This is a genomic window from Paenibacillus sp. NPDC057967, assembly GCF_042887015.1.
Classification (GTDB): domain Bacteria; phylum Bacillota; class Bacilli; order Paenibacillales; family Paenibacillaceae; genus Pristimantibacillus.
In genome coordinates, this window is the sequence record NZ_JBHVQB010000006.1 from 225,444 (window position 1) to 247,892 (window position 22,449).

The 22,449-nt window shown below is 51.2% G+C and carries 24 protein-coding genes and 1 pseudogene; 21 read left to right on the top strand and 4 right to left on the bottom strand.

Annotated features, from left to right (window positions below; all coding sequences use genetic code 11):
- Positions 1–25 precede the first annotated feature (25 nt).
- The 6 genes from cntE (at position 26) to ACFVSO_RS17295 (ending at position 4,922) form a co-directional block, all read left to right on the top strand.
- Entirely contained in the window at positions 26–1,225 is a 1,200-nt protein-coding gene (cntE, locus tag ACFVSO_RS17270; protein WP_387475720.1) for a staphylopine family metallophore export MFS transporter CntE, read from the top strand.
- Positions 1,226–1,406: 181 nt separating this feature from the next.
- Positions 1,407–2,213, top strand: coding sequence for an alpha/beta fold hydrolase (locus tag ACFVSO_RS17275; protein ID WP_387475722.1), 807 nt, complete (start codon positions 1,407–1,409; stop codon positions 2,211–2,213).
- A 198-nt stretch (positions 2,214–2,411) separates the two neighbouring features.
- Complete coding sequence (locus ACFVSO_RS17280) at positions 2,412–2,846, top strand: YciI family protein (protein WP_387475724.1); 435 nt, start codon at positions 2,412–2,414, stop codon at positions 2,844–2,846.
- The gene (locus ACFVSO_RS17285) at positions 2,843–4,129 is read left to right on the top strand and encodes an RNA polymerase sigma factor (RefSeq protein WP_387475726.1); all 1,287 of its coding nucleotides are present in this window, start codon (positions 2,843–2,845) and stop codon (positions 4,127–4,129) included. The genes ACFVSO_RS17280 and ACFVSO_RS17285 overlap by 4 nt, the downstream gene beginning before the upstream one ends.
- Complete coding sequence (locus tag ACFVSO_RS17290) at positions 4,129–4,560, top strand: YciI family protein (protein ID WP_387475728.1); 432 nt, start codon at positions 4,129–4,131, stop codon at positions 4,558–4,560. The genes ACFVSO_RS17285 and ACFVSO_RS17290 overlap by 1 nt, the downstream gene beginning before the upstream one ends.
- Before the next feature lie 20 nt (positions 4,561–4,580).
- Positions 4,581–4,922: a DUF1801 domain-containing protein gene (locus tag ACFVSO_RS17295; RefSeq protein WP_387475730.1), complete on the top strand. Its 342-nt coding sequence runs from the start codon at positions 4,581–4,583 to the stop codon at positions 4,920–4,922.
- A gap of 4 nt (positions 4,923–4,926) precedes the next feature.
- Here the strand turns inward: ACFVSO_RS17295 and ACFVSO_RS17300 are convergent, their stop codons facing one another.
- Both ACFVSO_RS17300 and ACFVSO_RS17305 read right to left on the bottom strand, forming a co-directional pair.
- A complete protein-coding gene (locus ACFVSO_RS17300; protein ID WP_387475732.1) occupies positions 4,927–5,742 on the bottom strand; it encodes an NAD(P)H-binding protein in 816 nt (271 codons plus the stop codon).
- Positions 5,743–5,815: 73 nt separating this feature from the next.
- Positions 5,816–6,262, bottom strand: a complete 447-nt coding sequence (locus ACFVSO_RS17305) for a MarR family winged helix-turn-helix transcriptional regulator (RefSeq protein WP_387475734.1) — start codon at positions 6,260–6,262, stop codon at positions 5,816–5,818.
- A 428-nt stretch (positions 6,263–6,690) separates the two neighbouring features.
- Between ACFVSO_RS17305 and ACFVSO_RS17310 the strand changes: the two genes are divergently transcribed.
- The 9 genes from ACFVSO_RS17310 (at position 6,691) to ACFVSO_RS17350 (ending at position 15,211) form a co-directional block, all read left to right on the top strand.
- Positions 6,691–9,087 (top strand): glycoside hydrolase family 9 protein, encoded by a 2,397-nt coding sequence (locus tag ACFVSO_RS17310; RefSeq protein WP_387475736.1) that lies wholly within the window; start codon positions 6,691–6,693, stop codon positions 9,085–9,087.
- Between the two features lie 261 nt (positions 9,088–9,348).
- Entirely contained in the window at positions 9,349–9,708 is a 360-nt protein-coding gene (locus ACFVSO_RS17315) for a putative periplasmic lipoprotein (protein WP_387475738.1), read from the top strand.
- A complete protein-coding gene (locus ACFVSO_RS17320) occupies positions 9,705–11,021 on the top strand; it encodes a right-handed parallel beta-helix repeat-containing protein (protein WP_387475739.1) in 1,317 nt (438 codons plus the stop codon). Before ACFVSO_RS17315 ends, ACFVSO_RS17320 begins: the two co-directional genes overlap by 4 nt.
- On the top strand, positions 11,018–11,626 hold the full coding sequence (locus ACFVSO_RS17325) for a nitrous oxide reductase accessory protein NosL (RefSeq protein WP_387475741.1): 609 nt from the start codon (positions 11,018–11,020) through the stop codon (positions 11,624–11,626). The genes ACFVSO_RS17320 and ACFVSO_RS17325 overlap by 4 nt, the downstream gene beginning before the upstream one ends.
- Positions 11,623–12,444, top strand: a complete 822-nt coding sequence (locus ACFVSO_RS17330; protein ID WP_387475743.1) for an ABC transporter permease — start codon at positions 11,623–11,625, stop codon at positions 12,442–12,444. The genes ACFVSO_RS17325 and ACFVSO_RS17330 overlap by 4 nt, the downstream gene beginning before the upstream one ends.
- The gene (locus ACFVSO_RS17335; RefSeq protein ID WP_387475745.1) at positions 12,437–13,177 is read left to right on the top strand and encodes an ABC transporter ATP-binding protein; all 741 of its coding nucleotides are present in this window, start codon (positions 12,437–12,439) and stop codon (positions 13,175–13,177) included. Before ACFVSO_RS17330 ends, ACFVSO_RS17335 begins: the two co-directional genes overlap by 8 nt.
- Positions 13,178–13,179: 2 nt before the next feature.
- A complete protein-coding gene (locus ACFVSO_RS17340; protein ID WP_387475747.1) occupies positions 13,180–13,701 on the top strand; it encodes a redoxin domain-containing protein in 522 nt (173 codons plus the stop codon).
- A gap of 36 nt (positions 13,702–13,737) precedes the next feature.
- Positions 13,738–14,592 carry a sensor histidine kinase gene (locus tag ACFVSO_RS17345; RefSeq protein WP_387475749.1) on the top strand — a complete coding sequence of 285 codons (855 nt, stop codon included), beginning with the start codon at positions 13,738–13,740 and terminating at the stop codon, positions 14,590–14,592.
- A 31-nt stretch (positions 14,593–14,623) separates the two neighbouring features.
- Positions 14,624–15,211: a LuxR C-terminal-related transcriptional regulator gene (locus ACFVSO_RS17350; RefSeq protein ID WP_387475751.1), complete on the top strand. Its 588-nt coding sequence runs from the start codon at positions 14,624–14,626 to the stop codon at positions 15,209–15,211.
- A 53-nt stretch (positions 15,212–15,264) separates the two neighbouring features.
- On the opposite strand, the gene ACFVSO_RS17355 is transcribed toward ACFVSO_RS17350, so the two are convergent.
- The gene (locus tag ACFVSO_RS17355) at positions 15,265–15,627 is read right to left on the bottom strand and encodes a c-type cytochrome (RefSeq protein WP_387475753.1); all 363 of its coding nucleotides are present in this window, start codon (positions 15,625–15,627) and stop codon (positions 15,265–15,267) included.
- A gap of 350 nt (positions 15,628–15,977) precedes the next feature.
- Between ACFVSO_RS17355 and ahpC the strand changes: the two genes are divergently transcribed.
- Together ahpC and ahpF are read left to right on the top strand one after the other, a co-directional pair.
- The gene (gene ahpC, locus ACFVSO_RS17360; RefSeq protein ID WP_119799024.1) at positions 15,978–16,541 is read left to right on the top strand and encodes an alkyl hydroperoxide reductase subunit C; all 564 of its coding nucleotides are present in this window, start codon (positions 15,978–15,980) and stop codon (positions 16,539–16,541) included.
- Positions 16,542–16,553: 12 nt separating this feature from the next.
- Positions 16,554–18,083, top strand: a complete 1,530-nt coding sequence (ahpF, locus tag ACFVSO_RS17365) for an alkyl hydroperoxide reductase subunit F (protein ID WP_387475756.1) — start codon at positions 16,554–16,556, stop codon at positions 18,081–18,083.
- Positions 18,084–18,155: 72 nt separating this feature from the next.
- Here the strand turns inward: ahpF and ACFVSO_RS17370 are convergent, their stop codons facing one another.
- Positions 18,156–18,584 carry an SRPBCC family protein gene (locus ACFVSO_RS17370; RefSeq protein ID WP_387475759.1) on the bottom strand — a complete coding sequence of 143 codons (429 nt, stop codon included), beginning with the start codon at positions 18,582–18,584 and terminating at the stop codon, positions 18,156–18,158.
- 534 nt (positions 18,585–19,118) lie between these two features.
- On the opposite strand from ACFVSO_RS17370, the pseudogene ACFVSO_RS17375 reads away from it, so the two are divergent.
- From ACFVSO_RS17375 to tyrS, 4 genes and pseudogenes are all read left to right on the top strand, one after another.
- Positions 19,119–19,460: pseudogene (locus tag ACFVSO_RS17375) on the top strand (IS1595 family transposase); the annotation flags it as partial.
- Positions 19,461–19,581: 121 nt separating this feature from the next.
- Positions 19,582–20,016: a GNAT family N-acetyltransferase gene (locus ACFVSO_RS17380; RefSeq protein ID WP_387475761.1), complete on the top strand. Its 435-nt coding sequence runs from the start codon at positions 19,582–19,584 to the stop codon at positions 20,014–20,016.
- 119 nt (positions 20,017–20,135) lie between these two features.
- Positions 20,136–20,660, top strand: a complete 525-nt coding sequence (locus ACFVSO_RS17385) for a mycothiol transferase (RefSeq protein WP_387475764.1) — start codon at positions 20,136–20,138, stop codon at positions 20,658–20,660.
- 407 nt (positions 20,661–21,067) lie between these two features.
- Positions 21,068–22,330, top strand: coding sequence for a tyrosine--tRNA ligase (gene tyrS, locus ACFVSO_RS17390; protein WP_387475766.1), 1,263 nt, complete (start codon positions 21,068–21,070; stop codon positions 22,328–22,330).
- The last annotated feature ends 119 nt before the right edge of the window (positions 22,331–22,449 follow it).

Below are 22,449 nucleotides of genomic sequence, written 5' to 3' on the forward strand. Positions count from 1 at the left end.
GAGTCTGGAGGAAGGAGGGAAGGCTGTGAAGGGCGCATTAACCTGGCCGTTTCTCCGGCTCTATGCGTTGACGCTGTTTTATTTTAGCGCCAATTCGATTATGAATGTTATCATACCTCTAAAAGGTGAAGCGGCAGGCGCGTCGAATCTGACAATCGGCATCATCATGGGTGCTTATCTGTTCACGACGATGTTTTTGCGTCCATGGGCCGGTTATCTGATCCAGCTTCACGGTCCGGTGAAGGTGCTCCGCGTGATCCTGCTTCTGAATGGAGTCGCGCTTGTGCTATACGCTTTTACCGGGCTTGGCGGATATTTTGCCGCTCGGGTGCTGCAAGGGATATGCACTGCTTTTTTCTCAATGGCGCTGCAATTGGGCCTCATTGACGCCCTGCCTGACAAGGATCGTTCGCAAGGCATATCCATGTATTCGTTATGCTCTTATTTGCCGGGAATTATCGGGCCTCTGCTGGCGATTGGCATCTGGCAGACGGGGCAGATGAGCGTACTCTCGGCAGTGATGATAGGGATTGCGGTACTGACAGGAGCGGCAGGCTACTCGGTGCACATAGAGCATCAGAGGGATCGAGCGGCTGGCGTTCGCGAGAAGCGGAAGCTTGAATTTGGCATATGGAGCTCGCTTGGCCAGCTTGTGACAAATCCGTCTTTGTTCAAGAGCAGCTTGCTGATGTTAAGCGCTTCTGTCGTATTCGGAGCGGTGACTGCTTTTGTGCCGTTGTATGCGGTTCATGTCCCAGATGGCAGCGCAGCCGTCTTTCTGATGATTCAGGCGGCGGTTGTCGTCGCGGTTCGGCTTCTATTCGGCAACAAAATTCCATCTGACGGCAAGTGGCATTCTTCTTTTATCATTACGGCCATGCTGCTGGTTGCCGCAGCTTCGCTTTGTGTGAGTCTGGCGGCATCGTCAGGCGCGGTGCTCTTCTATGCAGGCGCGATAAGCATGGGCATCGCCCAAGCATTGCTGTATCCGGCCCTTACCACCTATCTCAGCTTTGTCTTGCCCAAGCAGAACCGCAATGTTCTGATGGGTTTGTTTATCGCGACGGCTGATATGGGCGTATCGCTGGGCGCTATCATAATGGGGACGGTATCGGACTGGTTCTCTTATTCTTTCATGTATATGCTATGCGCGATTCTAAGCGCGGCGATGGCGGTTGTTGCTTTCGACCGGAATATGAAGCCTGTGAAGATGAAGAGGCAATAACACTGCGGTTTTGAATAGGTTAATAGAATGGACGAGTCTGCTATCTCTGAATAGCGGGCTCTTTTTATTAAAATGATACGTTTGTGAACATTTTTCTTATAAAATAAAATCAACGTGTCGATTTATTCGTTATTCGTTCGTCGTGTACATAGAAGCCAGTTTATATTCAGGAGGAATGCACATGCAATACGTATTTTCGAAGGACGGAACCAGAATCGCCTATGACCAGACAGGAAAGGGCCCTTCTCTCATTCTGGTATCAGGAGCATTCGGCTATCGCAAGTTTGCCGGGGTGGCGAAGCTAGCAGACCTGCTGTCGGGACAATTCACCGTATACAACTATGATCGCAGAGGCCGCGGTGATAGCGGAGATGCGAAGCCTTACGCGATAGAACGGGAAATCGAAGATTTGGAGGCTGTAATTCAAGCGGCAGGCGGATCGGCCTACGTGTGGGGATTGTCCTCCGGCGCCGTTCTATGTATGCAGGCCGCTGCCAGAGGCGTTCAGATGAAGAAGCTGGTGTTGCACGAGCCGCCGTTTGTCGTAGATAAGGCCGACAGGATCGCTCCTGTGGGGTTTGCCAGAGGGGTAACGGAGCTGATTGCCACTGGGAAGCGGGCGGAGGCGGTCCGCTATTTTATGACCAAAGGGATGGGAGCGCCTGCGTTCGTCGTCTCTCTGATGCGCTTGATGCCGGGTGTATGGTCAACGCTAACGGGGCTGGCACACACGCTGCCGTATGATGCGGCATTGCTGGATGGACATATGGAGGGCAAGCCGCTGTCTCCTGCGATGTGGCAAGGGGTTGCGATGCCGACGCTGGTGCTGGAGGGCACGGAAAGCCCGGCTTCTCTGCGCCGCGGCGCTCAAGCGACGGCCGCCATTCTCCCGAATGCGAGACTTGTCAGCAAGAAAGGGCTAGGCCATACGAAAAAGCTGAGCGCAGCCCTGATCGCTTCAGAGCTGGAGGCTTTTTTTCTAGCATAAGTAATAGGCTGATCATCCGGCATAGAAGGTTGCATACAGCGTCTGTAAAAAATAGTAACATAATTGGTATAGAAAAAGATTTGCGAGTCTGTCGATTTAGCCGGTCATGATTCGTCGTATAGATAGAAGCATTGAGAAATAACGGTCTCTATGGACTGGAATCGCAATGCTGATCAATTATATGGGAGGAATAGAGATATGAGATTTATGATGATTGTAAAAGCCACTTCGGATTCGGAAGCAGGTGCAATGCCTAGCCAGGAGCTCATTGATGCCATGCAGAAGTACAACGAGGAATTGGTCAAAGCGGGGGTGCTGCTTGCGGCAGATGGCTTGCAGCCAAGCGCAAGCGGCATTCGGATCTCGTACCCGGAGCCGGGCGGGAAGCCGAAGGTGATTGACGGTCCTTTTACCGAAGCGAAGGAATTAATTGCGGGGTATACGCTCATCGAGGTCAAGTCGCGGGAAGAAGCGGTCGAGTGGGCGCTGCGCATGCCGGACCCGCATGGATTCGGGCAAGGCGAGATTGAGCTTAGGCAAGTATTTGATGTCGAGGATTTAATGGAGGACCCTGAGACATTGGCGAAGGAAGCGGCGCTTCGGAAGCAAGTGGAGCAGCAGAGGAACGCGTGAGCCGCGTATCAGCCCATCGCACCATTGATGCGATCTGGCGCATGGAATCGCCTAAGCTGATTGCGGGCCTTACCCGCATGGTGCGGGATGTCGGATTGGCGGAGGACTTGGCGCAGGACGCTCTGGTTATTGCGCTGGAGCGATGGCCGGAGACCGGCATCCCTCATAATCCGGGAGCCTGGCTAATGACGACAGCCAAGCGTCGCGCTATCGATCTGCTGCGCAGGAACAAGGTTGGCGAGCGGAAGTACGAGGAGCTTGCCCGCCATGCGACTCTTTACACAGAGGCGGATATTGACGGAGCGATAGACGGGGAGATCGGCGACGATCTCCTGCGTCTGATCTTCCTCACCTGCCATCCGGTATTGTCGCCGGAGGCTCGCGTCGCGCTTACGCTGCGATTGCTCTGCGGGCTTACGACGGATGAGATCGCCCGTTCTTTCCTTGTTGCCGAGGCGACCATTGCCCAGCGTATTGTACGAGCCAAGCGGACGCTGAATGCCAAGGGGGTTCCGTTCGAGGTGCCTGAGGGCGAGGAGCTGAAGGAGCGGCTCTCCGCTGTGCTGGAAGTCATCTATCTCATGTTCAACGAAGGATATTCCGCTACGTCTGGGGCGCATTGGATACGTCCTCTTCTCTGTCAGGAAGCGTTAAGGCTGGGACGTGTCCTGGCCGAGATCGCCCGGGATGAGCCGGAGGTGCATGGTTTGGTCGCTCTTATGGAAATCCAGTCCTCCCGCTTGAAAACAAGAGTAGGCGCGGGTGGAGAGCCTGTGCTTCTCAAGGATCAGAATCGCTCTCTGTGGGATCGTCTGCTTATCCGCCGCGGACTCGCGGCGCTGGAGCGCAGCCGGGGGCTTGGCAGGACGCTAGGTCCGTACTCCCTCCAGGCGGCGATTGCCGCCTGCCATGCAGAGGCTGTGTCCGTGGAGGATACGAATTGGGTCCGGATAGCGGCTCTGTATGAAGCGCTGTCGCGAATCTCCTATTCACCGATTGTGGAGTTGAACCGCGCGGTTGCCGTGTCCATGGCTTTCGGACCTGCATTCGGACTTCAAATTGTCGATGCGCTGCATGACGAACCCCTGCTCTATGGGTATCATCTGCTGCCAAGCGTGCGCGGCGATTTGCTGATGAAGCTGGAGCGATATGAGGAAGCACTTGCAGAGTTTGAGCGCGCAGCGGGCATGACGAGGAACGAACGGGAGCGGATGCTGTTGTCGGGGCGGGCAGCCGAATGCAAGCAGAAATGCCAAGCACGGAGTAAAGGCGGTGTTGATTGATGCGATTTATGGTCATGGTCAAAGCAACAGGTTATTTTGAGGCGGGGATACGGGCTGGTAAGGAGCATTCGGCAGCGAAAGACGCCTTCTTGCACGACTTGCAAGATGCAGGCGTTTTCCAGTCTGCGGAAGAGCTTCTGCCAAGCTCAAGCGGATTGCGAGTTGTATTCCCGCCGGGCGGCGGAGCGCCGGCTATGCAAGCAGGCCCTTTTTTGCCGGAGCAAGAATGGATTGCCGATTATACGGTCATTGACGTCGACACGGAGGATGAGGCGCTGAAGTGGGTGCTTCGCATGCCGCTCCCCCCGGGACAAGGTGAACATGTGATTGAGGTTCGCAGGCTGGCATCCGGCACGGCTTGCGCGCTAGATGCGAGAGCACAGACTATGAAGGCCGATCTGCAAGATCAGTTAAGTTTACTACATCCATAACGACGAAGGAGAGAGACATTATGATTCAAGAGATCAAGGATTTTATCGATGGACTGAAAGAAGCATGGCAGCAGGAGCTGAGCGTAGAGCTGCGCAGCGTTGTCTATCAAGCGATACCGGAAGCACAGGAGCGTCTGCAGTATAAAAAGCCGCATTTTCTGAAAAACGGAAAGTACGCCGCCGTAATTTCCACCTCCAAGGATGCGGTCAGCTTCACTATCTTCCATGCAACCGGGCTTGAGCTTCCTGAAGGCGAGTGGGACGGCCCTGCTGAGCGCAAAACGCGAAAGTTCCGCAAGGGGGATGCCATTGAAGCGGAGCAGCTCTCTGCATGGCTTGCGCAAGCTTCCTCGTCCATCTAACGATTCATGAAGGCAAGGCCCAATGTCGGATGCTTTCCTTTAGCGTAGTTGCAGGACGATCCATCAGCCGCTCCAAATCTCCAGTCGTGGAGGATGTGTTGATGCTGCGGAGGAAGCCGAACATCCAATGCTGCAGCTCAGCGTCTTGAACGACAGAGACCGGCTTGCTCCCAAGCTCGGACAGAGCGGCAGCCAGCTCCTCGAAGGTCCATGCTTTCGGCGCAGTCAATTCATACGTGTGATGTTCGTGACCGGGACTGGCCAGCGTCATGGCAATTGCGGCTGCGAGGTCAAGCCGAGCGACGGAGTTAAAGCGCCAATCTCCGGGTTGGACCCGCAGCACGCCTGTCGCCATTGTCGTTTGCAGATCAAGAATTTCAACGAAATCGGTATATAACGCGTGGCGGAATATCGTATAGGGAATGCCGGAGGATCGCACGGCTCTTTCGGTGGCTGCATGCAGCCGGGTCAAGGAAATGGTGCCGTCCTCGGGAAAAGCAAAGCTCGTATAGAGCAGATGGCCTGCGCCAGCTTGCTGTGCGGCTTCAATGACCCTTGTATGCTGGAGCATGCGCACGTCATCATCGTGATGAGGGCTGGAGATGAACAGCAAGCTCGAAGCGCCGAGGAATGCTTGCTTTAACGAATCAGGCTGGTCATAGTCGCAGCAGCGCACGGCAACGCCCAGCTTTTTGAAATTATGCTTGTGCTCCATGTTGCGAATGCAAGCTACAATCTCCGCTGGGGGAACGTGCTTTAACAGCTGCTGAATGACAAGGCGTCCGAGCTTTCCGCTCGCGCCAGTAATTACAATTGGCATGAGGATTCAACCTTTCTTTATAGGAATACAGGTTTGTATTAGTTAATCGCTTAACTAAATGAGCAAAAAAGAGCTAAGCTCTTTTCAGCTTCTGCAACAAAGCGTGCAGCTGCTTTAATTCCAGCTCATCCAGCACGCTCATCCTTTCGGCAATTCTCTCCCGATTGTGGGGGAGATGCTCCAGCAACAAGCTTTGTCCTTGCTCGGTGATCGATATGACCGATTTGCGCCCGTCCTTGGGATGCGGCTCACGCCGAATCAGCTCATCCTTCTCCAGTGGGCCAAGCAGTAAGCTGATATTGGCTTTCGTAACCCCGATTTTTTGGGCTAGCCTCGAAGGAAGCAAGGTGCCTCCGTCCTTCATCAGCTCCACCAGTATCCGTATGCGGGCTCCGTTCACGCCCTGTGATTGCCAATACGATTCGGATACATCAACAAGCTGAGCCGTTGCCTCCACAAGCGCAAAGAACACCTGATTATGCAAAGGCAAGTCGATAACGTACTGCTGCAGCTCCTTCAAACGAAGACCTCCACATTTCATTTTAGTTAAGCACTTAACTACCATTACTGTACTGCGATAGGAAGCCTGTTGTCAATGCTGGATTAAGGAGAATAAACGTTGGTCTTCAAGGTCAAAGTAATCTGTATAATAGAACGAGAGAGCCCTTATTTTTAATTTGGTAACAGTACCAAATATCTAGCTGAATGAATTCATTCATGCGTGATTGCGTATACAAGTGAATATCTACTAGGAAGTACTGTGATTACATCACCAAGGGCTGTTTTTTCCAATTATGATGAAAGAAACCAGATGTTATGGGATGATATGCTGTTATCATTGACACAACCACAAGCGTTTGTTATGCTCCAATTAAGTAGGCATCTGTTCTAACATTGAAATTTGGTAACGTTACCAAATAGACATCCGAGTGTCAGGGGGAATGGAAAGTGGCATCCAATCAACTGGAGAAAGAAATAGCATTATCGAATATTATTCATAAGCCGCTCAAGATTGACGAGAGGGCATCGCTGGAAGCGGACAGCCTGAAGAAGAAGGTGCTGGACCGCGTCGTTATCTTGGACCCGGAGCATGGCGCCGACCAGTGGAAGCATAGAGGCGACGGCGAATCCCGTCTCGTCGAAGGCGGTATGCTGGAGCTGACTTCTCCGAATCTGATGGATCATTGGCCGGAAGGCTCTCCTAGCGATGGCGACTATAGCACATACGGACCTGTTGCTACTTACCGTTCCTTTGATCATGAGAACTGGGAGAGCTACAATCGCATCTCCTTCGAGATCTACCCAGATTGCAGCGGCATGGCGAACCCTCATATCAAGGTAGCCATTCGCAATGACGGTAAGATCAAAATCCCGGATATGTATTACCGTGAAGGCTTTAACGTAATCAATTTGAAAAATAAAAAGTGGAATCAGTGCTCGATGGAAATCCCTGATCTGCCAAGGGACGAAATTACCGAGCTGAGCTTCAAATACGATATGTATGGCAAAGACCGGGCAACCGGGGATACCGTAAAATATTCCATCAAAAACGTCTATCTGGAGAAGGTGGAGTATCCGAACATCTCCAAGGGCTGGCAGCCGCGCCATAAGGATGTCATCTTCTCGCATAACGGGTATCATCCCGATCACGCCAAGACCGTTCTGATTGCAGGCAAGCGCGAGGCTTCGTTCAGCGTCATGCTGCTGGAGACGGGTGAGGAGAAGTTCAGCGGCCAGGTACAGGGGGCAGAGACGACGATCGGATCCTTCTCTGTTGCCGATTTTACTCCGCTTGCGGAAGAAGGAACCTATGTCATTCGGATTGGCGACTTGATATCTAAGCCGTTCCGAATCGGCTCTAGCGTGGATCGATGGGAGGACTCCATTTGGAAGTCGCTCAACTTCATCTATTGCGAGCGCTGCGGCTGCCCGATTCATGGCATTCACGGATCTTGTCATGAGGATATTACGGCGACGCATAACGGAGGCATGATCATCTTCAACGGCGGCTGGCATGATGCCGGAGACGTCTCCCAGCAGCTGGTTCAGACAGCTGAAGTGGCGTTATCGCTGTATGAGATGGCGGAGCAGGTGAAGGATCATAACCTGCCGCTCTATTTGCGATTAGTGGAAGAAGGGGAGTGGGGCGTTGACTTTCTCTTGAAGACCAGATTCGGCGACGGATATCGCGCCACAAGTGCCGGCATTCGCATCTGGTCGGACGGCATAATCGGCAATATGGACGATATGTACGCCCGTGTCCATAACAACCCTTATGAGAACTTCATCTGCGCCGGTATCGAAGCGAAAATCTCCATGCTGATGGAGGAAGGCAATATTTTGAAGGACAAGCTGGCACAGGTTGCCGTACAGGACTTCCGCTATGCCGTCGAAGAGTTCGAGAAGGACGGCTTCTCCCGTCTTCCGATCTTCTGGGAGCATACCTATATGACATCAGAGAGTTTGTTCCTGGCTACCGCTTCATGGGCGGCTTCCTTGCTATTCCGCTTGACTGGCGAAGAGGAGTATGCCCGCAAGGCCGAGCGTTACCTGGACGATGTCATGGCATCCCAAGAGACGAAAGGTATCCGTACCGATGCGGGCGAGGTTGTGTCGGGCTTCTTCTATCGCAATCCGGAGCAAAAAGTAGCAATGCATTTCAACCACCAGGCGAGGGAACATCTTTATCTGATGGCTTTCAGTGAAATCATTGGCTCACAGCCGGATCATCCGAAGCTTGCAAACTGGATGGGCGCGGTGGAGCGATACGGCTCCTATATCAAGTTCCTGACAGCCTATACAGCACCCTATCCCATGCTCGCAAGCGGTATTTATCATATCGACGAGCATAAGGATCAGGCGAGCTTCGACGTCCAGCACTTGCTTGTCGGCGACCAAGCCAAGGAGCAATACGGCGAGCAGCTTCAGCAGGCCGTCCGCTTGAACGATGAATATTATTTGAAGAGATTCCCTGTCTGGTTCTCCTTCAAAGGCAACAACGCGATTGTATTATCCACTGGCAAGGCTGCGGCGCTGGCGGGTATTCTGTTGAATGATCAGAAGCTCATCCAGATCGCAGAGGAACAACTGCACTGGATCGTGGGCAAAAACCCGTTCAACCAATCGCTCATGTACGGAGAGGGCTATAACTTTGCCCAGCAATATACCGTCTTGAGCGGCGAGATGGTCGGCGAAATCCCGGTAGGCATCCAAACCTTCGAGAACGAGGACGTCCCTTACTGGCCGCAGATGAACAGTGCGACCTACAAGGAAGTATGGGTCGGACTGGCGGGCAAGTGGATGACGCTAGTGGCAGATCTCTACGCCTATGACAAGCAAAAGTAAGGGAATGAATTAAAGCGTTTCAATTAAAAAGCATAAAGCATGTAAGCCCCGGCGGGCGGTTGTTCCATACCGTCCAGGGGCTTTTTTCTATATATGGGGATTGGATACGCAAGCTTAGCGCCAATGCAAGGAGTCACAAAGCTGTCGAACTTCCAGCCAAGAATGACTCGAAAGAGTCATAGGAAGCGGAGGGCCCTTATTGCTACAATCGGATTGTTGCAACAGATAGGCCAAGGTGGTGAGGGTATGTGGAGAGTGGAAATGAAGAAAATCATAGTCTTTTGCGTCTTTGTCCTGGCACTCGTCGGTTGCTCAAGCGAGCAGCCTGTCGATCTGGAAAATGTTGAAGCCAAGCTGACGACGACGCCGGAGGTGATCACAGCGGGTAGCCCAGCAGCGCTTCGCGCCACGTTCACGGGTATGACGGTATCGGATGAAGCGAACGTTACCTTTGACTTCCGAACGGAAGCGAAGCCTGTACTAGTAGATGCGGTCAATGAAGGCGGAGGCGTATTTACGGGTTCGTTCACCTTCCCTAAGAAGGGCATTCAGACGGTATATATTCATCTTTATGTCGATGATATTCATTTGACAGAGAAGGTATGGGTGGAGGTCAAATGATCCCGTCTTTCTTCAGGTGGAGCATTCTGATCCTGGCTGCTGTCCCGCTGTGGATGCTTCCCGGGTCTGTTCATGCTGAAGCCGTGAGCTTGCAGTCTATCGTGGACGCAGCTGATCCCGGCGAGACGATTGAGCTCGAGCCGGGGATATACGAAGGGGCTGTTACGCTTAATAAGCCGCTTACTGTAAAGGCGGCGCGGGCAGGCGAAGTTATACTGCGCAATGGCACCGAGCAATCTGCACTGCGCATCGAGGCTAACGGCGTTAGGGTCGAGGGGCTGCGCATCGAGGATGAAGCGCTTAAGCAAGAGCCGACCATATGGGTTGCAGGGAGCGGCACTCAGCTTGATGGATTGTATATCCGAACGGGAGCAGACGGCATCGCGGTGCGTGATGCGGACGACGGGGAGATTGCCCGTACGACTATCGAATGGGCTGTAGATGGGGTACGCACGGCCAGCAAGGGCAACGGCATTGATCTGTACAATGCCCACCGCTGGAGGATGACCGATAATCGCATAGCGGATGTGCATGATGGAATTTATATGGAGAACAGCGATGATGCCGTTGTATCCGGCAACCTGATTGAGCGCTCCCGTTACGGCGTTCACTGTATGTATACCGAGGGAACCGTGATTGAACGTAATGAAGGCAAGCTGAATGTAACGGGTGCAATGGTGATGACGGCCCGCCGGGTTGAAGTTCGCGACAACCGTTTTTCCAAGCAAAGCGAAAATGTGAATTCACAGGGCATATTGCTTTATGATGCTCATGATTCTGTGTTTGCAGGCAACATTGTGGAGGGCAACCGGGTAGGTTTTTATGTGGAGCAATCGACTGGTAATCGGCTGGAGCAAAACCGGGTGTCCTACAACTTTATCGGCCTGCAATTAATCAGTTCTTCCGGAAATTCCTTCTCCAATCATATGTTTCTGGGCAACGTCTCGGACGCGCAAGCGCGGGACAGCCATGACAATGACTTGACGGGGAATTATTGGGACAGCTTCCGAGGCGTAGATGCGGATGGAGACGGTTATAGCGATCTGACTTATGCGATCAATCCTTTTTTCCAGAGCTTAACGCAAAAACGAGCGCCATTTCAGCTGTTTTTCCAGTCGCCTGGCATGGTATTCCTTGAGGAGCTTTTTCAGACAGATCGGGCCAATTGGTCCTATGATGGTGCGCCGCTTATGGTTCCGCCCTCTGGGATCGATGAGCAAAGCGCAGGCCGCCCGGCTTCCGGCATGATCGGATTAGGACTGCTGCTCGGTTCAAGCGCGCTATTTTATAGAATGAGGAGACAAAAAGAATGAAAAAGAGAATGGGATTTTTATTGGTAGGCTTGGCCGCCATGCTATTGCTGCTTGCCGCTTGCGGCGGGGAGAAGTATGAGCCTCAGGCGATTAATGAAGAAACGGATGTATGCGCCATTTGCAAGATGGCTATAAAGGACGATCAATATGCTACGCAAATCGTAACTAAGGATGGGCAATCACTGAAGTTTGACGATATCGGCTGCCTGAATCAATGGAAGACAGAAAACGGCACGGATACGATCGGAGCAGAGTTTGTTCGCGATTATAACAGCAAGCAATGGCTGCGTTATGAGAAGGCTTATTACGCTTACGACGCCAATTACAAAACGCCGATGGCATATGGGGTCGTATCCTTTGAGAAAGAAGCGGATGCGGAAGCCTTTATCGCCGAGCAAGGCGCGGGTACGCTGATGACAGCCGAAGAACTGTCCAGTCATTCATGGGAGGTTAATCACGACATGATGGATATGGGAGATATGCATGGTCACGGTCATGACGGCGAGGAAGACGCCCATCATGAAGGCGGAGATGGCCATATGGATAGTTCTGACGACCATACTTCCAACGAGAATGGTCATGAGGACGGAGGACATGCGTCGTGACGGAGACGGCCTATGTAGCAGCTAGAGAAATGAAAATCGGTTTTCGCAATCCATGGGCCTATTCCTTTACGGCCCTTTTTGCACTATTTATGCTTAGTCTGCTATTGATTCACTCGCAAGGATATGTGAAAGGCTATTCCGGCATGAGCGGCACGATGCTGAATTTGGCGCTCTACCTGCTGCCATTAATGGCACTTATGCTGGGTTCGTTCTCCTTAACGGGCGAGAAGGAGGAAGGCAACTGGGAGCTATTGTCGACCTATCCGCTAGGGACAGGAGCATTCCTGATCGGCAAGTATATCGGACTTGCTGCGGTCATGCTGGCTGTTGTCGCGATGGGCTTTGGCATCTCGGGTGTTGCCGGCTGGCTGCTAGGCGGAGGGTGGGATACGTTCACCTATGTCCGTCTGCTCTTTTTTTCGGTTATGCTGTCACTGTTTTTTCTCGGCATCTCCATGATGGTCGGCACGTTAGCGCGCAATCGGTGGCAGGCGCTTACGATTTCGGTGGGCGTTTGGTTTTTCGCCATCATCGCCTGGCCGTCTCTCCTTATTGCGGCGCTGGGCATGATGCCATACATGTGGATCAAACCGTCCGTTGTCGCCCTGACTTTTTTGAATCCGGCGGAATTGACCCGTTTGTTCACCGTTGTGAAGCTGGGAGGAGGCTCCACCCTCGGTCCCGAGTATTACGATTGGATGGTATGGATAGGCTCTTCCTGGGGAACGCCTGTATTCGCTGCGGGCGCTTTGGCCTGGATCGGCATTACGCTGACAGCTGCGTATGTGGTGTGGGAGAGGAGGAGAGGACGTGTCTGAGACCTTTGTTCATATGGAAAAGGTGCACAAGGCTTTTAAGGGCAAAACTGTCATAGAGGAGCTCCAACTGAGCATCTCGCGTGGCGAATCGGTCGCTTTGTGCGGCGGCAATGGTGCGGGCAAGAGCACGCTGCTGCGCATGCTGGCAGGGATTATGCGTCCTACATCAGGGACTATAACCGTGAATGGCTTACGCTGGGGGGAAGACAGACGGCGGTATGCCCGCCAGATTGGCTTTATGCCGGATGATTATCGCTTTACCCCGGGGCTGACTGCAATGGATACGATGATATTCTGGGCCAAGCTGCGTGGTCTGGGCAAGAAAAGCGCGGCGGATGCGCTGGACTTGGTCGGTCTGTCGGATACGGGGAGCAAGCCGGTCGCCTCTTTCTCCAAGGGCATGCGCCAACGCGTGTTATTCGCCCAAGCCATGCTGGCTGAGCCTCCGCTTATGATGATGGATGAACCGACGAACGGACTTGACCCATACTGGATGGAATCGTTTGTCGGGTTGGTCCGGGAGGCGTCAGCCCGCGGTCAGACGATCTTGTTCTCGACGCATCAGTTGCAAATTGCCGAGGCGTTGGCAGACCGGATTGTGTTTTTGCGAGACGGACATATCCTGTTGGACGGACGCAGGGAGGATATTCGCGCCGCGTATGGCGAAGCTGGCCTGCATGAGGCATTCGGGCAATTATTCGGCTTATCTTCCGCACATGGAAGCGGGGTGTAGTAATGAACGTTTTTCGCAGGACATGGGTTCAGTATGTTGTGCTGCTTCTATTAGCCGCAGGAGCGGTATATGCGTGGGTATCCGTTAAGTCGGATACTCCCGGAGTTGCTTTGCCGGGTCACGAGGCGCCAGCGTTCCAATTGGTTAATCTGGAAGGCAAGACGGTAGAATTGTCGGATTACAAGGGTCAAGGCATTATGGTCAATTTCTGGGCGTCTTGGTGCAACCCATGCGTGAATGAGCTGCCTCTGTTGAACGAGGCCTATAAGTTGTCTGGCGTTCAGATGCTGGCTGTCAATGTCGGGGAAGATGCGGCAGCCGCTCAGAAGTTTGTCGAGCGGTATGAGCTCCAGTTCCCTATTGCGCTGGACCCCGAGATGAAGCTTAAGTCATCATATAAAATTATCGGATTGCCGCTAACGATACTTATCGCACCGGACGGCACCGTGCTGGAGAGACATCAAGGCGAGCTGACGGATATGGCGGATATTATGGGGCAGATGAATCGGATTAAGGAAGGATAGGAGCTAAGCATGCGCTCAAGGAGATGAGAATTGGACATGACATACAAAGGAATCAAATGGCTTATTCTGACCATTCCCACCTTGACCATTGGCATCTGGGAGTACGTACGCCATGAATTTTTGCTGCCCTATATTTCGATGGAGCTGGGCAACTGGCTTGCGCCTGTAATGGTATTGCTTGTTTCGCTGTTGTTTTTGACTCAATTGTTTCGCATGATCGAGCAGAGCCAGGCGGAGCTGAACCGAGCCAAGTCTGTTCAAGCCGCGCTGGAGGAGAGGGAGAAGCTTGCGCGCGAGCTGCATGACGGTATCGCGCAATCCCTGTTTTTCTTGAATGCGCAGATGGGCAGGATGGAAACGATGAAGCTGACAGAGGTTCCCTCCTGGCAAAAGCTAAAAGAAAGCGTGCATCGGACCAATGATTACGTGAGGCAAGCTATAGCCAATTTGCGGCATGCACCCAGCATGAACGCGATTCCGTGGCTGCAGTCTGTGGACAGCCTCATGAATGAGCTGCGCCGCGAGACTGATTTACGGTTCGACACCGCTTGGTCCATACCGGAACAGGGGCTAACCTCCAAAGAAAAGGTGGAGCTGCTGGCTATTCTCCGGGAGGCGCTGCTTAACATTCACAAGCATGCGAGAGCGGCGCAAGTGCAGATAAAGGCTATTCCGACGGATACAGGATGGCGCTGCGGCATAACGGATGACGGGAAGGGATTTCTTCCTGAGGATGTAGAGAAAGCCGGTCGATACGGATTGAAAATGATGCGTGATCGTGCCAGGGCGATGGCATGGCAACTGGACATTCGCAGCTGCCCGGGGAAGACGGCGGTTGTGATTCAGAAAGGGGGAGACGGCCATAAAAAAGTTCCAAGTGATGGTCATTGATGACAGTGCAGTTGCCAGAGAAGGAATACGCATGATCCTGGAGAGCGACCCCGCCTTTGAGATCGTGGCAGAGGGCTGCAGCGGGGAGGAAGCGCTTGATCTGAGCGAAAGATGGATGCCGGATTTGATCTTGATGGATATCCAGATGCCGGGAATGGGCGGACTGGAAGCGACTAAGCAGCTGAAAGAGCGTTATCCTTATTTGAAGGTCGTCATGGTGACAGTATCGGATGATATCGTCCATTTGTTCGACGCATTAAAGAAAGGGGCGCAGGGTTATCTGTTGAAAAACTTGAACCCGCAGGCTTGGCATGAATATTTGAAGGCCATTGTCGTTGACGAGGCGCCTATGACTCGCGAGCTTGCCTTTAGAATACTGAAGGAGATGTCGCCTGTCGGGGTCGACGAGTATTATGTCAGTCCTTTAACGAGCCGTGAACAGGAAATATTGGGATTGGTGGCCAAAGGGCTTAGCAATAAAGACATTTCGGTTCAACTGGATATCTCGGAGCATACGGTCAAAAATCATCTCAAAAACATTTTGCAAAAGCTGCATCTGGAGAACAGAGTTCAGCTTGCGAGGTATGCCTATGAGCAAGGCTGGATGGGAAGGCGGTAGCTATCATGACGACACAGAAACCAGGCTGTCCAGGCGATGGGACAGCCTTTTATTTATTGAAGTGACGCCAACCAGGTTGTCATGGTGATGATCTCATCCTCGGACAGCCGCCCTTCGAATGCGGGCATACCCCTGCGTCCGCTTGCAATCATTCTGTACAGTTCTTCTTTGCTCATCTTCGTGCCAACATGCGCAAGAGCAGGTCCGATTTGTCCTTGCAGCTCCGTACCATGACAAGATATGCACATGCTTTGGTAAATTTGCAGCGCGGCTTTAGCGTCAATAGGTCTGCCTTGAACGGTGAATACTGCTCCATTATTGGCATCTTGAGTTTTTTCGGGCAATTGCGTCGCAAGCAGCAGGATGGCCAACAATCCGGCAATCCCGATTAATCCTGCCATGATCCATTTTGACATGTTCTTCCCCTGCCTTTTTCATTTATCTTAGCAAGTGCGAAGAGAGCCTTTCCATAGCTCAAAAGAGTTAGGGTGAGGCGCATTATAGCGGCTTCGCATCCAATTATGTCAATAAGATGAACGAGGTCGTAAGGAACGATGGCATCATAGGCAATCATTCTCATCATTGTGTATAATAGTAGATAGTTTTGGTAAGGATAGACTTTTGGCGGATAGGAATAGAAACGATAGAAAATGTCTAATCAACATTTTATGTCGAAGTCTGCAAAACACTTGACAAGTTGTCCGCTAGTAATTAATATTAGTTTATAATCATTACAAACAATAAACCATTCTCAGGAGGAAATAACATGTCTCTTATTGGAACAGAAGTACTACCGTTTAAAGCATCCGCATACCACAATGGTCAATTCATCGATGTATCCGAAGCTAACTTCAAAGGCAAATGGAGCGTAGTTTGCTTCTACCCTGCTGACTTTACATTTGTATGTCCGACTGAGCTGGGCGACCTGCAAGATCAATACGAGACACTGAAGTCTCTTGGTGTTGAAGTGTACTCCGTATCGACAGATACTCACTTCACTCATAAAGCTTGGCATGACAGCTCCGAGACAATCGGCAAAATCACATACATCATGATCGGCGACCCATCGCACACGATCTCCCGTAACTTTGACGTTCTGATCGAAGCTGACGGTCTGGCTGACCGCGGTACATTCATCATCGATCCAGACGGCGTTATCCAAACGGTTGAGATCAACGCTGGCGGCATCGGCCGTGACGCAAGCACGCTGGTAAGCAAAATCAAAGCGGCTCAATACGTACGCAACAACCCAGGTGAAGTATGCCCGGCAAAATGGCAAGAAGGCGGCTCCACATTGAAGCCAAGCCTTGACCTGGTAGGCAAAATCTAAGGAGCTGTTCCTATGGTATTAGACGGAGATATTAAGGCACAATTAAACCAATACCTTCAGCTTATGGAAGGCGATGTGCTGATCAAGGTCAGCGCGGCATCCGATCCCGTGTCCAAGGACATGCTGGAGCTTATGGATGAACTCGTCGGCATGACATCCAGAATTACGGTCGAGAAGGTTGAACTGGCTAGAACGCCTAGCTTCAGCGTGAACCGTGTTGGTGAAGATACAGGTGTCGTTTTTGCTGGTATCCCTCTCGGACATGAATTTACTTCCTTCGTGCTGGCTTTGCTGCAAGTAAGCGGCAGAGCCCCGAAGGTTGACCAAAGTGTCATTGATCAAATCAAAGGCATTAAGGGCGAATACACGTTTGAATCGTTCATTAGCCTGAGCTGTCACAATTGTCCTGATGTTGTACAGGCACTTAACCTGATGAGCATCCTTAATTCAGGCATCTCGCATACGATGATTGACGGCGCGGTATTCAAGGAAGAAGCGGAGAGCAGAGATGTCATGGCTGTTCCTTCCGTATTCCTGAACGGCGAGTTTTTCGGAAGCGGACGTATGTCCATAGAGGAGATTCTGGCTAAAATTGTGGAAGCTCCCGACGCATCCGAGTTCGATAACAAAGAGCCTTTCGACGTGCTTATTGTCGGCGGCGGACCTGCCGGCGCAAGCGCGGCGATCTATGCCGCTCGCAAAGGCATCCGTACAGGTATCGTAGCTGAGCGCTTCGGCGGTCAAGTGATGGATACAGTCGGCATCGAAAACTTCATTAGCGTGAAGTACACCGAAGGACCGAAGCTGGCGGCAAGCCTTGAAGAGCATGTGAAGGAATACAATGTAGACGTCATGAAGCTGCAGCGTGCCAAACGTCTGGAGAAGCGCGACTACATTGAGCTTGAGCTGGAGAACGGCGCTGTTCTGAAGAGCAAAACCGTCATTCTGTCCACAGGCGCTCGCTGGCGCAATGTCGGCGTGCCGGGCGAGGAAGAGTTCAAGAATAAAGGCGTGGCTTATTGCCCGCACTGCGACGGTCCTCTGTTCGCAGGCAAGCATGTCGCGGTGATCGGCGGCGGCAACTCCGGTATTGAAGCTGCGATTGATCTAGCTGGTATCGTTAGTCATGTCACAGTTCTGGAATTCAATTCGGAGCTGAAGGCGGACGGCGTGCTGCAAGATCGTCTGTACAGCTTGCCTAACGTAACGGTCCTGAAGAACGTTCAAACAAAGGAATTTACCGGAACCGACAGGTTGAACGGTGTGACTTATATTGAACGCGACACAGGCGCGGAGAAGCATGTTGAACTGCAGGGTGTATTCGTACAGATCGGCCTTGTGCCGAATACGGATTGGCTGGGCGACGCGGTCGAGCGTACCCGCATGGGCGAGATTGTCGTGAACAATCACGGCGCGACAAGCCTGCCGGGCGTATTCGCTGCTGGCGACTGCACGAATAGTCCGTACAAGCAGATCATTATCTCCATGGGATCTGGCGCAAATGCTGCCTTGGGCGCGTTTGATTATCTGATTCGCAATTAACGGTCATCATAGAGCCGTCCAGCTGTCCTATCGACAGCCGGACGGCTTTTTTTCATGGGAATGCACTTCGCGTTAAAACTTGCGTCTTTGATAAGGCATCCCTTGGCCTTCTTCGCAATACAGCTTCAGGCTATAGAGGAACATCGCCCAATTATAGTTGCAGAAACGGTAGAAGTCGGTTACTTCTTTCCAATCCTTATGACGGAAGGTAACAGTCGTCTTTCCTTTCTTTTCTTCAAGCTCGAACGTTATGGAGGTCCCTACCCACTGAGGGTCCGATTCCACGCATAGCCATTCGATCCGCTCTCCCGGATTCAGCTCGACGATTTGCATTTTGGTCAGATCATTGGACCCGAATTGAAATTCGTTAACGGCTCCGATTTGCTCATGAACCGTTAGTTCATTCGTCCACACCTCGGACAAACCTCTTGCGGTCGTCAGCGCGAAGTATACGTCTGCCGCGGATGCTTTGACAATCTGCAGGTGCTCGATATCAGCCATCTCTACCATTCCCTTCTTGACTGGTCTTATAAACAGTATAGCAGCAATAGAAGCTCTGCATTTCTTACATCTTGCTGCATATTGCTGTCCATATCATTGGATGAAATGCTATAATTTGATAATCTTCTATATTTGTACGACAGGAGGGGTGGAAGCTGAGAAGCACATTGGCAGATCGAATGTACGCGGTCTTTTTGTATTGTCTTGGTATTTTGGATGCTCTAACAAATTTCGAACGACCGCCCCTCTGTATATTGATATTCCATCACGGCAGTCGGTTTCTAATAAAGCTAACGCATCAGCGGATAGGGATCATCCTCCAACTGGTCGCCAATCATTATGTCCAGAGTTACTTCTTGCTAAGCTGCGAGACTGAGCGGATATTGCCTAGACTCCAAAAGCCGCTTTTTCTTGTGTGTAACCCGATGCTTGTGCGCACATGAAAGGAGGCGCGTATGGATTTTATTCATACGAAAATCAATGAACGGTTAAGCAAGCCTTATAACGATCGAAAACTCAGGGCTTATGTGAAGATCAGAAAAGGGAAGGCGGAATATTGCCGAACGTAAGCCACGCAAGCGCGGCGGTAAAGCGAAGCACCGTGGCATAAGCAACGACCAAGTCTGCGTACTGGTCGCCCGAGACCGTCAGAAGATGACCTTCTCAGGCGTTCTTGGGCGTGGACGTATCCGTACAACGAAGCTGGATGAAGCAATCGGCTCTCACCTGTCTAACTCTAACGTGCTTTGCACGGATTCCTGGCGTGCGTTTAGCACCTATGCCAATCAAAAGGGATTGGCACATTACCGTTTCATGTCCGATGGAAAACATCGCGTGAAAGGCGTTTGCCATATCCAGAACGTCAACAGCTACCATGCCGCATGAAACGACGGATGGCTTTCTGTTGATATAACGGAAGAATAACTTAACAAATAGTGGAAATTTAATTACCAAAAAAGTAAACTCAAATTATTGATGGTTCGAAGGGGTTGGTCCAATGAAGCTTAATTATAGAAATGCAATTTCTAAAGATGAAGAGGAATTGTTTGAACTATCCGCTAAGCTTGCGACAAGTTTTAAGTTGAATAAAACAGATTTCAAACGAACCTTCCTTGATGTTTTGAGTAACAAAGATGCAGACTTATTAGTCGCAGAGATTGAAACAGGTATAATTGGTTATGTTTTAGCCTTCCATCACTCCACTTTTTACGCAAATGGTTTAATAAGTTGGGTTGAGGAATTATTCGTACTAGAAGACTACAGGGGTAAAAGCGTTGGAAAGAATCTTATGGTACTTATTGAAGAAAAAGCAGTTCAGCGTGGTTCAAAGCTTGTTGCACTTGCCACAAGAAGAGCAAGTGATTTCTACAAGGCTATTGGCTATGATGAATCCGCTGTATATTTTAAAAAGTCTTTATCAAGAGTTGACTAAGCTGACGGGTGATGATAGGTTAATAAACCGCCCTTTACGGGGCGGTTATATTTTTGATAAAAATCAACATTGAGAATTAACATAGCCTAATCGTTAAGAGCAAAAGGAGGGTTCAGGGAATGATTCATGATTTGCAAGGCGATGCTATGATGTCGCCCATTGTAGGAATGCTCTTCTCAGCAGTCAGAGAAAACAATGATCGGCTGAAGGGCATAACGGATGGCATGTCGCAGAATGAAGTGGATTACAGAGGCTCGGACAGCAGCTCGAACAGCACCGCACAGCTCATCCGGCATCTTCTCTGTGTCGATCTGAACTGGACGTACCGGATCAAAGGACAGCCGCTTCCGCAGGCGCTAATGGAGCAATACGGTCCTATGATTGGCGAAAATAACAGATTGCCGATGATCTCAGAAATCCCGTTGAGCACTCTTATTTCTCAATATGATCACGTCATGCAGCTGCTGCATGACACTTGCAGGCAGTTGACGGATTCAGACCTGGACCATGTAGTTGCTTTTGGACATGAGAATGAAAAGCGTGCTACCATCCGCTGGGGATTGTGGCATATTGCCGACCACAGCCGTTATCATCAGGCGCATATTAATTTGCTTCGAAAGTGGTACCAAGCGGGGAGAATGTAAGATTGGACAGGCCCTATAACAAACATCTTCCGTCAGCAGTTGACTTTGCAGTACGATTTCACTATACTAACTCTTAATCTTATATGCGATATACGTTGAAAGAGCCCAGTAGCAGCTTCTTCCCTGTTCTAGAAAGCCGGGGGGTGATGGAACCCGGTACACAGGAAGCCATGTGAATTACACTCTGGAGTATCTCGGGTAATGCCGAGCGGAATGGCGAACGATAACTCGCCAAGAGCGGTATCTATGGCGTGCGCTAGGCGCACTGACCCATTGGTGCAATCTGGGTGGTAACACGGTTATTCAATCGTCCCTATGTCTACAATAGACAAGGGGCGATTTTTTGTTTTTCCACGCGGATTCATGCTTCGTATTAGGATAATCATTTATTAAAGGAGTGTATCGCTGTGAACATTATCGACGAACTCGAATGGCGCGACGCCATTAACCAGCAGACGGATGCCGAAGGGCTCCGCGAATTGACCAACCAGAAGGCCGTTTCCTTGTACTGCGGTGTGGACCCGACAGGGGACAGCATGCATATCGGCCACTTGATCCCGTTCATGGTGCTCAAAAGATTTCAGCTAGCCGGCCATCGTCCAGTCATTCTAATCGGCGGCGCAACGGGCACAATCGGGGACCCGAGCGGACGTCAGACGGAACGTTCCTTGCAGACGCTGGAGCAAGTCCAGGCGAATGTAGAAGCTCTTAGCGCGCAATTGAAGAAGCTGTTCATCACTGACGGCGACAATGAGATCCGAATGGTGAACAACTACGACTGGACGCATAAAATCAATATTATCGAATTCCTTCGCGACTACGGCAAAAACTTCAGCATCAATTCGATGCTGGCCAAAGACGTGGTATCGAGCAGGCTGGACAGCGGCATCTCTTTCACTGAATTCTCTTACCAGATTCTGCAGTCGCTCGATTATCTGCATCTGTACCAGCATGAAGAAGTTCAGCTTCAAATCGGTGGCTCCGATCAATGGGGCAACATTACAAGCGGCCTTGACCTTATTCGCAGAAAAGAAGGCTCCGAGTCGAAAGCATTTGGACTTACGATTCCGTTAATGCTGAAAGCAGACGGCACGAAATTCGGCAAAACGGCAGGCGGAGCGATCTGGCTAGACCCGAACAAGACGACACCGTTCGAATTCTACCAGTTCTGGACGAATACCGACGACCGCGACGTCGTGAAATACTTGAAGTACTTTACATTCCTGTCCAAAGAAGAGATCGACGCGCTGGCGGCAAAGGTAGAATCGGAGCCTCACAAGCGCGAAGCGCAAAAGACGCTAGCCGAGGAAATGACGAGATTCGTTCATGGCGAGGAGCTGCTTGAGCAAGCTAAGCGGATTACAGCCGCATTGTTCAGCGGCGACATCAAGTCGCTAACGGCGGATGAAATCGAGCAAGGTTTTAAGGATATGCCTACGTTCGAGGCTTCGCATGAAACTAAAAATATCGTGGAGTGGTTGGTTGATCTGGGAATTGAGCCTTCCAGACGTCAAGCACGCGAGGATATTACGAATGGCGCCATCTCCATGAACGGGGAGAAAGTTAGCGATTTGGAGCTGGCAGTAACGCCGGACCAAGCGATTGGCGGCCGGTTCATCATTATCCGCAAAGGCAAAAAGAACTACAGCCTGGTCAAATTATCCCAATAGACCATATACCGAGAAGCTGTCCTTCCATTGTGAAGGGCAGCTTCTTTTTTTGTGGCCACATCTCCAGGTTGAAACGCCTATTGGCAGCTTGTTTGGGGGACAGGCTGTTGCTTGTTTAT